The organism is Streptomyces sp. NBC_00690, from assembly GCF_036226685.1.
Classification (GTDB): domain Bacteria; phylum Actinomycetota; class Actinomycetes; order Streptomycetales; family Streptomycetaceae; genus Streptomyces.
Genome location: NZ_CP109009.1, coordinates 2,302,129 through 2,316,470 on the forward strand (window position 1 = coordinate 2,302,129; position 14,342 = coordinate 2,316,470).

The 14,342-nt window shown below is 68.4% G+C and carries 12 protein-coding genes; 2 read left to right on the plus strand and 10 right to left on the minus strand.

Going from position 1 to position 14,342, the window contains the following annotated elements:
• Positions 1 to 124: 124 nt before the first annotated feature.
• The 5 genes from OID54_RS10205 to OID54_RS10225 form a co-directional block, all read right to left on the minus strand.
• Entirely contained in the window at positions 125 to 844 is a 720-nt protein-coding gene (locus OID54_RS10205; protein ID WP_329017141.1) for a chaplin, read from the minus strand.
• A gap of 183 nt (positions 845 to 1,027) precedes the next feature.
• Positions 1,028 to 2,305 carry an SWIM zinc finger family protein gene (locus OID54_RS10210; protein WP_329027383.1) on the minus strand — a complete coding sequence of 426 codons (1,278 nt, stop codon included), beginning with the start codon at positions 2,303 to 2,305 and terminating at the stop codon, positions 1,028 to 1,030.
• A gap of 119 nt (positions 2,306 to 2,424) precedes the next feature.
• Positions 2,425 to 5,748: a DEAD/DEAH box helicase gene (locus tag OID54_RS10215; protein WP_329027385.1), complete on the minus strand. Its 3,324-nt coding sequence runs from the start codon at positions 5,746 to 5,748 to the stop codon at positions 2,425 to 2,427.
• Positions 5,749 to 6,093: 345 nt separating this feature from the next.
• Positions 6,094 to 7,092, minus strand: coding sequence for a slipin family protein (locus tag OID54_RS10220; protein WP_329017144.1), 999 nt, complete (start codon positions 7,090 to 7,092; stop codon positions 6,094 to 6,096).
• Positions 7,093 to 7,264: 172 nt separating this feature from the next.
• Complete coding sequence (locus OID54_RS10225; protein ID WP_329017147.1) at positions 7,265 to 7,954, minus strand: class I SAM-dependent methyltransferase; 690 nt, start codon at positions 7,952 to 7,954, stop codon at positions 7,265 to 7,267.
• 83 nt (positions 7,955 to 8,037) lie between these two features.
• Here OID54_RS10225 and OID54_RS10230 point away from each other — a divergent pair, with 83 nt between their 5' ends.
• A complete protein-coding gene (locus tag OID54_RS10230; protein WP_329017149.1) occupies positions 8,038 to 8,340 on the plus strand; it encodes a DUF6343 family protein in 303 nt (100 codons plus the stop codon).
• A gap of 12 nt (positions 8,341 to 8,352) precedes the next feature.
• Here OID54_RS10230 and OID54_RS10235 read toward each other — a convergent pair whose 3' ends face one another.
• From OID54_RS10235 to rpsA, 5 genes are all read right to left on the minus strand, one after another.
• Complete coding sequence (locus tag OID54_RS10235) at positions 8,353 to 8,721, minus strand: tetratricopeptide repeat protein (RefSeq protein WP_329017152.1); 369 nt, start codon at positions 8,719 to 8,721, stop codon at positions 8,353 to 8,355.
• Between the two features lie 159 nt (positions 8,722 to 8,880).
• The gene (locus OID54_RS10240; RefSeq protein WP_329017155.1) at positions 8,881 to 9,270 is read right to left on the minus strand and encodes a DUF3592 domain-containing protein; all 390 of its coding nucleotides are present in this window, start codon (positions 9,268 to 9,270) and stop codon (positions 8,881 to 8,883) included.
• 95 nt (positions 9,271 to 9,365) lie between these two features.
• A complete protein-coding gene (coaE, locus tag OID54_RS10245; protein ID WP_329017158.1) occupies positions 9,366 to 9,968 on the minus strand; it encodes a dephospho-CoA kinase in 603 nt (200 codons plus the stop codon).
• A gap of 98 nt (positions 9,969 to 10,066) precedes the next feature.
• Positions 10,067 to 11,005, minus strand: a complete 939-nt coding sequence (locus tag OID54_RS10250) for a PAC2 family protein (protein ID WP_329017161.1) — start codon at positions 11,003 to 11,005, stop codon at positions 10,067 to 10,069.
• A 200-nt stretch (positions 11,006 to 11,205) separates the two neighbouring features.
• A complete protein-coding gene (rpsA, locus tag OID54_RS10255; protein WP_329017163.1) occupies positions 11,206 to 12,696 on the minus strand; it encodes a 30S ribosomal protein S1 in 1,491 nt (496 codons plus the stop codon).
• 381 nt (positions 12,697 to 13,077) lie between these two features.
• Between rpsA and OID54_RS10260 the strand changes: the two genes are divergently transcribed.
• The gene (locus OID54_RS10260; RefSeq protein ID WP_329017165.1) at positions 13,078 to 13,962 is read left to right on the plus strand and encodes a class I SAM-dependent methyltransferase; all 885 of its coding nucleotides are present in this window, start codon (positions 13,078 to 13,080) and stop codon (positions 13,960 to 13,962) included.
• Positions 13,963 to 14,342: the final 380 nt, after the last annotated feature.

The following is a 14,342-nucleotide window of genomic DNA, read 5'->3' on the forward strand; positions in this document are numbered from 1 at the left end:
CCCCGCCTTCGGCCGCGTACCCAGGGCACTGTGGGCGTAGCCCCCTGCCACGCCCTCCCGATGGCCGGTCGTACACCGCCATGGGAGGAGCGCTGACGCTTCCCTACTGCGGTGGCAGGTCCTTTCAGGCCCCCGTGCGACGGGCCCGGTGGAAGAGCACGGCCCCACCGAGCATCAGGGCTGCTCCCACGGGCACCGCATATCCGATCCCGTCGGCACCGGTCTGGGCCAGGGCGTCGTCCGTCTCGGTGTCCACTGAGACCACGGGCTTGGTGGGCTTCTCGACGGCCCGGGTGACGGGCTTCTCCACCGGCTTGGTCGGCGGGACCACCGGCTTCTCCACCACGGGCGGAGGCTTGGGGCCCGTGGGCTCGGACGGCCCGTTGACCGAGGTGTTGCCGATCGCGGGGTTGCCGATGCCGACGACGTTCACGGAGTTGCCGCTGACGTTCACCGGGAGATCGATCGGCAGCTGAATGCCGTTGCCGGAGATCACACCGGGGGAACCCTGGGCGATACCGCTGGCGACGGCGCCTCCCGGAGCTTGGCCGTTGCTCGACGTCTGGCCGCCGGGAGCGGTGCTGCCGGTCTGAGTAGCACCGCCGGAGGTGTTCGCGCAGGTATTGCCCGCGGTCGGGTTGAGCAGTCCGACCACGTTGACCGTGTTCCCGCAGACGTTGAGGGGGACGTGGATCGGAAGCTGGATCGTGTTGCCCGCGATCACACCCGGCGAGCCGATCGCCGCCCCATTGGCGGTCGAGTCGGCGTGTGCGTGTCCCGCCAACGCCAGCGCGCCGCCCGTGAGCATCACGGTGGCGAGCCCCTTTCGATGAAGCTGCCTCATCGGATCCTGCCTTCAGGAGAACTTCTCGGGCACTCGCCCGCATCCCGGACAACGATGCTCAAAGGCCGTTTGGATCCGGATCTCTGCGCCTTTCACCCCATCGAGTGTGCGCCTGTTCGAACCGGTGGCCGGGCGCCCGGACCTTGGTCGTCGACCTTTCGTCGGCGTCCCCGAGGGTGGGACTCAGCCGCCCAGCAGGGTGTTGAGCACCTCGACCGGGTCGGAGTTCGGTGTCCCGCGCGGCCACCAGTCGTCCCGGCCCGCATCGGACTCATATCCGTACCAGAGGCCGTCGCGACCGTATCTGAGCTGGAGCGTAGCGGTGGACAGATGGTTGTCGCGGGGGCGGAAATCCGGGAACCCGGCAGCTACCAGGGCCGGTCGGGCCCGGTCGAACGGACCGGCAGGCGGATCCCAAGCGGACTCCAACACGGTCAGCGCCGACGATCCGCCCTGCCGCCAGGCGGCCACCGCCCGGGCGATGGTCGTGGGAGTACGCCCTGTGGCCGCGGCCAACTCCCGGTACAGGGCGCGGGAGGAGGCGGTGAGCCCCGAGCCCGGATGGGCAGCTGCCAGCCGGACCGCGTCCTGCCATGCGGTCAAGGGCGCGATCGGATCGACGCCCGTGGTGAGCAAAGCATGAGCCCGCGCGGTGGCCTCCGTGGCGAGGAGGTCCAACGCCAGCGGATCGGGGGCGTCGGGCGCCTGAGGGTATGCGGGTGGCCGCCCGGGGGCTGCCGGGAGCGGGAAGGGCGGCGGGAGCATGGGGAGCGGACCTCGGGCGAGCACCTCGCGGATGTCGACCGTGGGGAACGTGCCGGCGTCGGATGCGCGCTGCGCGGCTGATCGGGTGACGTTGCGCTGGGAGATGGCTGCGAGGAGTTCGCGCTCCCCCATGCCCCGCATCAGGAACAGCACCAGTGGGTCTTGGTCGAGCAGTCGCCCGGTTTGGTAGCAGAGCGCGGCAGCGTGCTTGCAGGGGAAGCCATCGTCAGGGCAAGAGCAATCGGGAATCAGATCACCTGCGGCGGGGAGGAGGTCCGCAACGGATGCGAGTACGTGCGGGACGTCCTTGTCGAGAAGGGCAGCGATGTGTTCGGGGCGGGCCGCCACTGCGGCCAGGAGGTCGGCCCATTCATCGTCCCCGAGGGTGCGCAGACGGATCTCCGTCCGGTAGGGGCGGGGGCGACTGCCATGGACATAGGCGGTGACCCGCCCGGGGGTGATCGTGATCGAGTCGACGAGACCGCGACCTGCGTACGCCCGGCCGCGGGTGAGTCTGGCCTGGTCGAGCGCGGTGTCCTCCAGGGCTTCGACCCAGGCGTGCCCCCACCAGCTGGACGCGGGTTGTGTGCCGGTCAGTGGTTCCGGAGCGGGAAAGGTGCGACGCCGGTCGTCGTGCCGGGCGGCCGCCGGTGCGGTGCGCCGTCCTCGCGTGCCTCGGGGGTCCCGCCCGGGCAGTGGTTGCCCTCGGTGCTCGTCCCCTTGGCGCTCTTGCTGTTCCTGGTGGCCCTGCTGTTCCTGGTGCTCTGGTCGCTGCTGTTGTCCGGAGCCGGCTCGGGGGCGGCCGTACGGGCGGTTCACGCGGGCCTCCGCAGGGAGACAAGATCGGCCAACTCACGGTCGGACAGCTCGGTGAGCGCGGCTTCTCCGGACCCGAGAACCGCGTCCGCAAGGGCCCTCTTGTCGGCGAGCATGGCCGCGATGCGGTCCTCGACCGTGCCCTCGGCGATCAGCCGATGGACCTGTACGGGCTGTGTCTGACCGATGCGGTAGGCACGATCGGTTGCTTGTTCCTCGACGGCGGGATTCCACCAGCGGTCGAAGTGGATGACGTGTGCCGCACGGGTGAGGTTGAGGCCGGTGCCCGCGGCCTTGAGGGAGAGGAGGAACACCGGAACGTCACCGGACTGGAAGCGGTCCACCATGCGCTCTCGCTCCGCTACGGGTGTTCCCCCGTGGAGGAGTTGGGTCGAGATGCCGCGGGAGGCCAGATGCCGGTCGATCAGCCTGGCCATCGTGACGTACTGGGTGAACACCAGCACCGAATCGCCCTCGGCCAGAATCACTTCGAGCAGTTCGTCGAGAAGGGCGAGCTTCCCGGAACGCCCCGCGAGTCGGATCGCCCTTCCCTGACGGTCAGTTCCCGCGCTGGTGGAACCGTGGCCCGACCCGTCTGCTCTTTCGCGCCCATGGCGTACCCCATGGGGCGTGCCGGGGCGAGTTCCTGGAGCGTCGACACCCGTAGCGCTGTCGTCGGCAAACTCTCCACGTCCGACTTGCTTCGCGACGGAGCGCAGGGCTCGGCGCCGTACCGGGTCCATGGGCGGCTCCGACGGAACGATGTCATCCCCTGGGGAATGGACCGGATCCGAAGGACTGCCGGGCGCCCGAGGAGCGGGGGCCACGGGTGACGGGCTCTCGACGGCCGCTGCTCCCGGATCCACTTCCGCCACCGTCTCCGGCACACCGACCGATAGCGGTGGAACAGGAAGGACGGCATCCGATGCGGCGAGCAGCGCCCCTGTGATGTCTACGGTTCCTCCCGCAAGCGGCGCCCGCCCACCCGCCGACGGAAGTGCGCCCCTCCCCTTCAACCCGTCGTACTCCTTCAGGAACTGAGCGGGGTGATTGCAGATCTGTTTGAGATCGGTCAGCAGTTTCATCACCAATCCACGGCGCGCGATCCCCTCTGCGCCGCCGATCGTGGCCATCGCCTCGCGCACCACCGCCTCGTAGAGCGATGCCTGTTCCCGGGTGAGGGCCACGGGGTGGTCCGACTCGGTCTTGGGGGGAAGCTCGGGAACGATGCCCGGGTCGGACTTCTTCCGGCGCAGGAGGAAAGGCCGAACCAGGCGGGCCAGCCGCTCGGCCGCCTCGTGGTCCTCGCCGAGCTCCACCAATCTGGCGTGGCGGGAGCGGAACGCCTTGAGCGGTCCGAGGAGCCCCGGGGTGGTCCAGTCCAGCAACGCCCAGAGCTCGGAGAGGTTGTTCTCCACCGGAGTGCCGGTGAGCGCGACTCGGGCGGGAGCGGGAATGGTGCGCAGCGCCTTGGCCGTCGCTGAGAAGGGGTTCTTGACGTGCTGCGCCTCGTCGGCGACCACCATCGACCAGGCATGCGAGGCGAGTTGTTCGGCACTGGAGCGCATCGTGCCGTAGGTGGTCAGGACGAATCCGCCTGCCGCGTCGTCCAGCGTACGGCTGGCGCCGTGGAAGCGTCGGACGGGGACACCGGGGGCGAAGCGGGTGATCTCTCGCTGCCAGTTGCCGAGGAGCGAGGCCGGGCAGACGACCAGCGTCGGCTCGGGACGGTCGCGGTGGAGGTGGAGCGCGATCAGCGTCACGGTCTTGCCGAGGCCCATGTCGTCGGCGAGGCAGCCGCCGAGCCCGAGGGATGTCATCAGGTCCAACCAGGCCAGTCCGCGTTGCTGGTAGTCCCGCAGGGTCGCTGCGAGCCCTGCGGGAGGCGGCACCGGGGCGGGGCCGGTGCCGAGCCGGTCGCGCAGCACGGCCAGGGCCCCGGTGGGTACGGCCGGCACGGACTCGCCATCGACCTCGGCGGTCCCGGTCAGCGCCACCGCCAGCGCGTCGATCGGTTCGAGCAGGCCCAGCTCGCGTTTGCGGGCCTTCCTCACCAGGTCGGGATCGACCACCACCCACTGGTCCCGCAGCCGCACCATCGGGCGGTGCGACTCGGCAAGGAGGTCCATCTCGTGATCGGTGAGCGGATCGCCGTCCAGGGCGAGTTGCCAGTTGAACGCGAGGAGCTGGGCGCTGTCGAAGAAGGGGGTGCCGTCGGTCGCTGACCCCGGAGCCGACCGCACGACGGCACTGGCCGACAGCGAGCGCACCAGTTCACGGGGCCAATGCACGCTCACCCCGGCAGCGGCGAGCTTCTGAGCCCCGGGACCGAGCAGCTCGTAGAGCTCGTCCTCCTCCAGGGTCAGCACATCGGGCACATCGCGCTCCAGGAGACGGGCGAGGGGTGGCCAGACCCTCGCCGCACGGCGCACGGCGAGAACGGCGTCGATCTCTGCTCTCGGCCCGAACTGCTGGGATCCGCCACCTGCCCAGAGCCGCTCGGCGTCGATGACGAGGGTGGGATCGGCCAGGCTGTGCACCTGGACGACGGCCGCAGCGGCACCCTTCCTCGGCTCCTCCCCTTCGCCCGGTGTGTCGAACAGCTCGAAGGCCGAGAGGTCGAGCCGCAGCGACACCCGTACGCCCGCGTCCATCCCTGCGACGGCTTCCGCCGCCCAGGTACGGGTGTGGGGCAACCACTGCGGCGCTTGGGCCGCGAAAGGGGCGCCTGCGGCCCAGGCTGCTGCGGGAGTCCTTGGCAAGCTGTCGGCGACCGCGTCGAAGAAGGCTCTGACCAGCGCCTCGGGCTCGGGCAGTGCGATGCCATCGCGGGCGGACGACGACGGTGTCGCATGCGCCTCGGGGGGCATGGCGGCTGCGATCGCTCTCAGCTGGGCGATGTCATGGGCATCCAGTGGCCCCGCTCGCCACGCATCGTGATCGGCCGAGGTCAGGCCGGGGAGGAGCTTTCCCCCGGCAACGAGATGCAGCGCGTGCAGGGCTGCCGCTCCCCAGCAGGCGGCGGCCGGGTGCGCGGACGGGTGCGAACGGGCGCGCACCAGCATGGGAAGGGCCTCGACCACCGAAAGGACCACGGCAGGGACGACCTGAACGGAGAACCGGTCATCGGCGTTCTGTTCGCCGACGTCAACGGTGGATTGCGGCAGCACGACGGTGATCTCGCCGGGCTCCCCCCTCAATGGGTTCCCCTCGGGGGACCAGAAGGCGACCTTGCCCTCGCGCGGGAGCGCCGCGGGAAGGAAGATTGCCGCGCAGGAGGCGGCAAGGTCCTGGGCGTCGGACGGATAGACGAGTTCTGTCATCAGACCCTTCATGGGTCACCTCCCCTCACCGGGATTGAGTGCCTTGGCACGGCTCCCTCACTGATGACGACCATACGGGTGGGGTCTGACATCGCCTCGGTCCCACGGCATAGCAGCAGGTCGGAACGGCTGGCTGGCACGGCCCGGAGTGTTGCGTGGAGGTCGCTGGTGAACCTCGGTGGGCCCTCGTACGCGCTACTTCCGGGCCTGCACCGTCTACCGTCTCTGCACCGCCGAATGCGACGGCGCTGGGCACGCGACCGGCCCGTAGCCTGGTCTCGGGGTCGTTCGGCGCCATGGGCCAGGCCAGGGCAAGCCACAGACCAGTGGGCACAGTGGGAGCTATCAGGCAGCAGGCGGTAGGTTCCCCCTGCGCGAAGCCGTCGATGCCATCGGATGCGCCACCGAGTCCTTACGGGTCGGCGGAGTCCCGCGCGTACCGACGGGGCTCGTCGTCTGAGGGCTCGCGGCTGCGTGCGGCTGGCCCTCCGGGGAGTCATCCTCACGATCAGCGACGGATGCGGACGGATCCGTCCGCTCCCCGCTGCCTGCCGAAAGCTGCTGCGCCGACTGAGCCTGCTGCGGTTGCTGGGCCCGCTCCAGGAAGCGGAGCAGTTCCACCGGGAAGGGAAGCACCAGGGTGGAGTTCTTCTCCGCGGCCACGGCGACCACCGTCTGAAGCAGCCGCAACTGGAGGGCCGCCGGTTCCTGGGACATCACTCCCGCCGCCGCTGCCAGCTTCTTCGACGCCTGGAGCTCTGCGTCCGCGTTGATCACCCGGGCGCGGCGCTCACGGTCGGCCTCGGCCTGCCGCGCCATGGACCGCTTCATGGCCTCGGGCAGTGACACGTCCTTGATCTCGACCCGGTCGATCTGCACGCCCCAACCCATCGCAGGGCTGTCGATCATGAGTTCAAGCCCCTGGTTGAGCTTCTCCCGGTTGGACAGGAGATCATCCAGATCGCTCTTGCCGATGATCGAACGCAGTGAGGTCTGGGCCATCTGAGAGACCGCGAACCGATAGTCCTCGACCTCGACGATGGCGTTGGCCGGATCGACCACTCGAAAGTAGACGACGGCGTCAACACGAACCGTGACGTTGTCGCGGGTAATGCCCTCCTGTGCCGGCACCGGCATGGTCACCACCTGCATGTTGACCTTCCGCAGGCGGTCCAAAGCCGGGACGATCATGGTGAATCCGGGTCCTTTGATCCCGCCGCGCAGCCGCCCCAGCCGGAACACCACACCCCGCTCGTACTGCTTGACCACACGGGCTGCCGCCATCGCGTAGAGCACAAGACCGGATGCGACGGCCACCGCGGCTATCACCAGTGCCTCGATCATCAGGGCACCCCCTTCTGTCCGAGCTACGCCCAACACCGCGATATGCCCGATATGCCACATAAATCCAGGAATCTTCGCATGCTCCGAACAGCCGTGACCAGCCGGCCCCACAGGTGCAGCGAGCCCGCGGCGGTGCCAGACAAGCCAGCCATGGCCCAACCAAACCGGCCCGTCAGGAGACCGGTCGCGCCCGCACCCAGGTGTCATCGGCGGTCAGGTAGGACTCAACGGCGAGGCCCGCCTCGGCCAAGCACTCCGCGAACTCCTGCTTGGCCAACGGACGGCTCCGAAACGTCTGCGTCCAGGTCACATCCGGGAACACGTACTCCGCACGTGCGCGGTACACACCGCCTCCCACCGGTTCGGACACGATCCGCATGGTGTAGCCGGACGGATCCACCCGCTCTCGCGGAACCTGCGTGTGCCAGTCCGCGCCCTCCCGTTGGATCAACACACAGCCGTCGTCGGTCACATGATCACGACAGGTCCGCAGCATGCGCCGGCGCGCTGCCGGCTCGCTGGTGTTTATCAGGAAGGAGGCGAGGAGAACCACGTCGAACCGCTCGCCGAGTTGCAACACCTCAATGGAGCTACACAGGGTGCGGGCACCCCGGACCCTCTCCAGCATCTCGGGTGACTCATCGACGGCGGTGACCGTGAACCCGCGCTCGATGAGGGGATGGGTCAGCCGTCCGACCCCGCTACCGAGTTCAAGAATGCTCGACCGCTCGGGAACGGCGGCCTGGATGATGTCCGGCTCGTCCTGCGGACCCAGTCGGGCGTAGAGCTCGACCGAGCAGCCGTCGGGGGTGATCGCGCCCGGTCCGGTCCCCTGGTGTCCTGCGTGCCTCCTTGTGGTCATGTACCACCAACGCACGGTCCGGCCCTTGCGGTTCCCCATCCCGTCGTCGGTGGGTGCATCCTGGAGGAGGAGATGTAAAGGCCATGCGCACAGGTAGTGAACCCGTCACCGCACGCAGTGCTCTGCGACTGCGGTTCTGGCTGAGCGTGTGGGGATTCGTCTGGTCCGCCGCGGGCACGGCCGTATTCAGCCTCACGGGACACCCCGGCTGGGCAGCGGCCTTCGGAGCGCTCCTGGTGATCGTGACCATCGATCTGAGCATGATCGTCCACCATATTCACCAGGGATCGCACTACCAGCCGGGCCGGGATGTACCCCCGTACGAACCCGTGCACGGACAGAACCGCCCGAGGCCACGACCACCGGCGGGACCGCACCGCGCCTAGAGCGATCGAAGATCAGCTCGGTGCATCAAAGCGCGCGGCCTTTAGATACTCCGGTTTGGGATCGAGGGCCGCAGCCAGCCGGAAATGGCGTCTGGCCTGCTCAGGACGGCCCGAGCGCTCGAATGTACGCGCCAGGGCGAAGTGGGCGAAGGCATTGTCGGGCTCGCGTTCCAGCACCAACTCGAATTCGAGCTCAGCAGCCCGCAGTTGGGCCGCGGCGAAGAAGGCGCGAGCGCGGAGCAGCCGAGCGGCGGTGTTCTCGGGATGGGCGCCGATGACCGAGTCCAGGAGCTTCACGGCGCCACGCGGATCCCTCGCCGCGAGCAGCTGCTCGGCTGCGCGGAAGTCGATGACGTGCGTATCCGGGTTGCTATTGGGCACGGCAACATCCTTCCCATGACTGACTGGTTCCAACACCGCGGCCGTTGGCGGTATTCCGATGATCGGCAATAGGTGCGGGGCGCCCGCTCCAGGGAAAGGCGCCCTGCCCGGCGCCACCTCCGACAGCCCAGAGCGCACCGATGCGTCGATGGGCCCTGGTCAGCCGGCCATGGCAGCGATCAGGACGGCAGTGGCAAGCCCCAGACCGAGCGCCAGCAGCCCGACCCCCGCGACGATGAGTGCTCGGTCCACTGCTGTGCGCTGGTGCCCGTCGATGACGACGTCATACGGATCGGCCGGGTCGTACCAGAGCCTGACGCTGCCGCTGGTCGGGTCGAGCGCCACCGGGGAGACGGTCTCCACCACCCTGCCGTCCAAGGTCTCGTACGTCAGCAAAGGGCGTAGGGCACCCGGCGGCGGTGGCTTGACCAGCGCGAGGGCGAAGTGACACGAGCCGGTGATGCGGCGGGTGTGGCGCAGACCGTACGCCCCGGCGAGCATCGCTACGAGTCCTGCCATGGCCGTGAAGACGGCAAAGATGGGCTCCACCCCGCCGAGGCTAGGCAGTAGGGAGTCGACCGCGAAGGAGCGTTGACGCGGACCTGATGCAGAGCGCCAGAAAACTCACACCGGCCTGACGCGGCTCAGCGTCCTGCCGCTCGCTTTTTCAGCTCGGCCCACACCGTGCGCACCTGGGGCTCCAGGGCCTCCAAGGGCCCGTCGTTGTCGATCACGAGATCGGCGATGGCACGCCTCTCCTCACGGGTGGCCTGCGCAGCCATGCGCGCCCGCGCCTCGGAGTCAGCCATTCCACGTACGCGGACCAACCGCTCCAACTGGGTCTTCGTCGACGCGTCCACAACGATGACCAGGTCGTACAGCCGAGCCAGTTCGTTCTCAGTGAGGAGGGGAACGTCATGGACCACCACCGCATCGGGAGCTGCGGCCTCCTCCAATGCCTGTGAGCGCGCCCTCACCAGTGGATGCACGATCGCGTTGAGGGCGGCGAGCCGCTCGGGATCGGCGAAGACGATCGATCCGAGCTTCGGTCGGTCCAGTGAGCCATCGGCACCGAGCACGCCCGGGCCGAAGGTCTCCACAATGGCCGCGAGGCCGGGGGTGCCGGGCTCGACCACTTCACGAGCGATGCGATCGGCGTCGATCAACACCGCCCCGTAGGAGGCCAGCAGTCGGGAGACTTCACTCTTGCCGGCGCCGATTCCACCGGTCAGGCCCACGGACAGCATGATCCGCAGCCTAGCTCTTTGAGCACCGGAGCGGTACGACGGCCCGGGCTCTGCCCGCTGGGCCCCGGGAGCCGGAGCCCCGGGGCTGTCACGTGGGGCTAGCCGTCGCCTTCGCGCTCCGCGAGGAAGCGCTCGAACTCCCGCCCGATCTCGTCCGCGGACGGTAGATCAACAGGCTCAGCGACGAGGTTGCCCCGGGTCTCCGCGCCCGCCATGGCGTCGTACTGGTGCTCAAGGCCCTGCACCAGCCCGACGAGTTCCTCGTCGCCCTCACCGATCTGGCGCTCGATCTCGTTCTGGGTGCGATGGGCTTCGGTGCGCAGGGTGTGGGCGACGCCCGGCAGTACGAGCCCGGTGGCGGCGGTGATCGCTTCGAGTGCGGTCAACGCTGCATCGGGGTAGGACGAACGAGCCACGTAGTGCGGCACGTGGGCGGCAACGCCCAGCACGTCCTGGCCGGCCTCCATCAACCGGAACTCGATGAGGGACTCCGCGCTGCCCGGAACCTGCGCCTCGTCGAAGGGACTGCGGTGGCCGGGCATGAGATCCGTGCGGTTGCCGTGAGGTGTGAGACCGACCGGACGAGTGTGCGGCACGCCCATGGGGATGCCGTGGAAGTTGACCGACAGACGCACCCCGAGGCGTTCGACGATCTGCGCCACGGCGGCGGCGAACCGCTCCCACTCCACATCGGGCTCGGGCCCGGAGAGCAGAAGGAAGGGCGCGCCCGTGGCGTCCTGGACGAGGCTCACCTCGATGGTCGGAGTCTCGTACGCGGTCCACCGGTCACGCCGGAAGGTCAGCAGCGGGCGCCGGGCCCGGTAGTCCACCAGCTTGTCGTGATCGAAACGAGCCACGACCTGGTGCGGCAGTGAGTCGAGGATGTTGCCGACGATCTGGTCGCCGGTCTCCCCCGCGTCGATGTATCCGTCGAAGTGGTACAGCATGACCAGGCCCGCTGACTCCTGCGCGAGCGCCATATCGACGACCGCGAGGCCCTTGGGCTCCCATTCGTACAATCCCTGGGGATCAAGCACGATTACCGCTCCTCCTCGTCTCCATGGACAAGAACACACGGCCCGGCACGGACATTCCCCGCCACGGGCGCGAACACGCCATCGCAGGAGCGGAATTCAAGGAGGATTCGGGGCAACGCACTCGGAGCCGACATACGGCGAGGCCCGCTCCCGAAGGAGCGGGCCTCGCTGTTCAGCTATCCCTCAGCAGGTGCCGAGCGTCAGCTCTGGCCTCCGGCCAGCTTCTCACGCAGGGCTGCGAGCGCCTCGTCCGACGCCAGGGCGCCGGAGTTGTCGTCCGACTCCGAGGAGTAGGAACCGCTGGCGGGCGCGGCGGCCGGAGCGGCGGTGCCACCCTCGGCAGCAGCGGCCTCGTCGGCCTCGCGGGACTTGATGACCTGGGCCTGGTGCTGCTCGAAGCGCTGCTGCGCCTCGGCGTACTGGGTCTCCCACGCCTCGCGCTGGGTGTCGAACTCCGGCAGCCAGTCGTTGGTCTCCGGGTCGAAGCCCTCGGGGTAGATGTAGTTCCCCTGGTCGTCGTACGACGCGGCCATGCCGTACAGCGTCGGGTCGAACTCGACCGAAGCCGGGTCAGCACCGAAGGACTCGTTGGCCTGCTTCAGCGAGAGGCTGATCCGACGACGCTCAAGGTCGATGTCGATGACCTTGACGAAGATCTCGTCGTTGACCTGAACGACCTGCTCCGGGATCTCCACGTGGCGCTCGGCCAGCTCGGAGATGTGGACCAGGCCCTCGATGCCCTCGTCGACGCGCACGAACGCACCGAACGGAACCAGCTTGGTGACCTTGCCGGGAACGACCTGGCCGATCTGGTGCGTACGGGCGAACTGCTGCCACGGGTCTTCCTGCGTCGCCTTGAGCGACAGGGAGACACGCTCGCGGTCCATGTCGACGTCGAGAACCTCGACGGTGACTTCCTGGCCGACCTCGACAACCTCGGAGGGGTGGTCGATGTGCTTCCAGGAGAGCTCGGAGACGTGAACCAGACCATCGACGCCACCCAGGTCCACGAAGGCACCGAAGTTGACGATCGAGGACACGACGCCGGAGCGGACCTGCCCCTTCTGGAGGGTGGTGAGGAACGTCTGGCGAACCTCGGACTGGGTCTGCTCCAGCCAGGCACGGCGGGACAGGACCACGTTGTTGCGGTTCTTGTCCAGCTCGATGATCTTGGCCTCAAGCTCCTTGCCAACGTACGGCTGGAGGTCGCGAACACGGCGCATCTCGACCAAGGAGGCCGGGAGGAAGCCGCGGAGGCCGATGTCGAGGATGAGACCACCCTTGACGACCTCGATGACGGTACCGGTGACGATCCCGTCTTCTTCCTTGATCTTCTCGATGGTGCCCCAGGCACGCTCGTACTGGGCGCGCTTCTTCGAGAGGATCAGGCGGCCTTCCTTGTCCTCCTTCTGGAGAACAAGGGCCTCGATCTCGTCGCCGACCTTGACAACCTCATTGGGGTCAACATCGTGCTTGATCGAGAGCTCGCGGCTCGGGATCACACCTTCGGTCTTATAACCGATGTCGAGCAGGACCTCGTCCCGGTCGACCTTCACGATGACGCCGTCGACGATGTCGCCGTCGTTGAAGTACTTGATCGTCTCGTCGATCGCGGCGAGGAAGGCTTCCTCGTTACCGATGTCGTTGACCGCTACCTGCGGAGTGGCGGTGGTCTCGGTGCTGCTCGTCATGTGGGAAAGGGCTCCGGTGCGGACATTGAAGTCGTAGGTACTGCTACGCCGGAGCCCGTATCGCAGCTGCAAGAAGCCGGACAGCTTAGGAAGCACCTGCCCAGTGGGTGATCAGCGAAGTCTGGAAGACTTCGACGACTACCCGCATGGAGGCGCCTCGTGAACCGAGGGGACATACATACAGATGCGAGCGCGGCCTACTCTGTCTGAGGCACGCAGGCCCGCAGCGCAACTTGTAGCATACGGGGGCAGCCGGAGCCGGTCAATGCGCGAAGGCGCACACCCGGGGCGGATCACCGCATACCCGGCACAACTAATGTTTGCAGAGGCCACGATGGCCGTCATCAGTCGCGCTGAACGCAAACCACAACGACGGTGAAGATGATCCAGCATCCTCAAGATCCTACGGATTCCGCACGCCCCGCGGCTCTCCGTGAACCCCTACCCGCCGATGAGCTCGAACCCGAGGCGACCAGGCGTGTCGCGGATGCCACGGAGAGCAGCCGGGCCAGTCGGAGCTGGTGGGACCGGAACGCCGACGAGTACCAGAGCGAGCACGGTTCCTTCCTTGGGGACGACCGCTTCGTCTGGGGTCCGGAAGGACTCGACGAGGCCGAGGCAGGGCTGCTCGGTCCCGCAGAGGAGCTGAAGGGCCTCGACGTGCTGGAGATCGGGGCCGGCGCGGCGCAGTGCTCGCGCTGGCTGGCCGCGCGTGGAGCGCGCCCGGTGGCTCTGGACCTCTCCCACCGACAGCTCCAGCACGCGCTGCGCATCGAGGCGGAGACTGCGGCGGGCGGCGCCCCCGCGCTGGTCCAGGCGGATGCGGGTGCGCTGCCGTTCCATGACGGCTCGTTCGATCTGGCGTGTTCCGCATACGGAGCGGTGCCCTTCGTCTCCGACCCGGTGAGGGTCTTCTCGGAGGTGCGTAGGGTCCTGCGGCCGGGCGGTCGCTGGGTCTTCTCCGTGACCCATCCGATCCGCTGGGCGTTCCCGGACGAGCCGGGGCCCGAGGGGCTCAGCATCAGCGCCTCCTACTTCGACCGCACTCCCTATGTGGAGCAGGACGAGCAGGGGCGTGCGGTGTATGTGGAGCACCACCGGACCATCGGTGACCGGGTACGGGACGTGGTGGCGAGCGGCTTTCGGCTGGTGGATCTGGTGGAGCCGGAGTGGCCCGCGTGGAACGCCCAGGAGTGGGGAGGCTGGTCGCCGCTGCGGGGGAGTTTGATACCGGGGACAGCGATCTTCGTCTGCGAGAGGGACTGAGCGACGCGGGTCAGGACGGGGCGGCCTCGGGGCTCGCCCAGATCGTTCGGGCGGGCCGTGGCGACTCGACGTCGGGTCGCCACGGCCCGTCGGTCGGATCACGGGAGGCGGATCTGATCAGGTGGGGGGGGCGGGCCGGCCCGGTTGGGTCGGGTGCCTCCTGCCCGGTTGGGTGTCTGCTGGCGGGTGGGGCGGTGGCGCCCGACGGCCTGTGGCAGACGGTTGACGGTTGACGGCACGGCCAGGTCTCCCTTGCTGCCCGGCCGACGGCCCGGAACGGCCGATTCCCAGACCGAGAGCACATGAGTGGGCACCTGTTGGCGCGCTGGAGGGATCCGCTCCGGGCAACCGTGCGCACACCAGGCGAGGCATTGGTCATA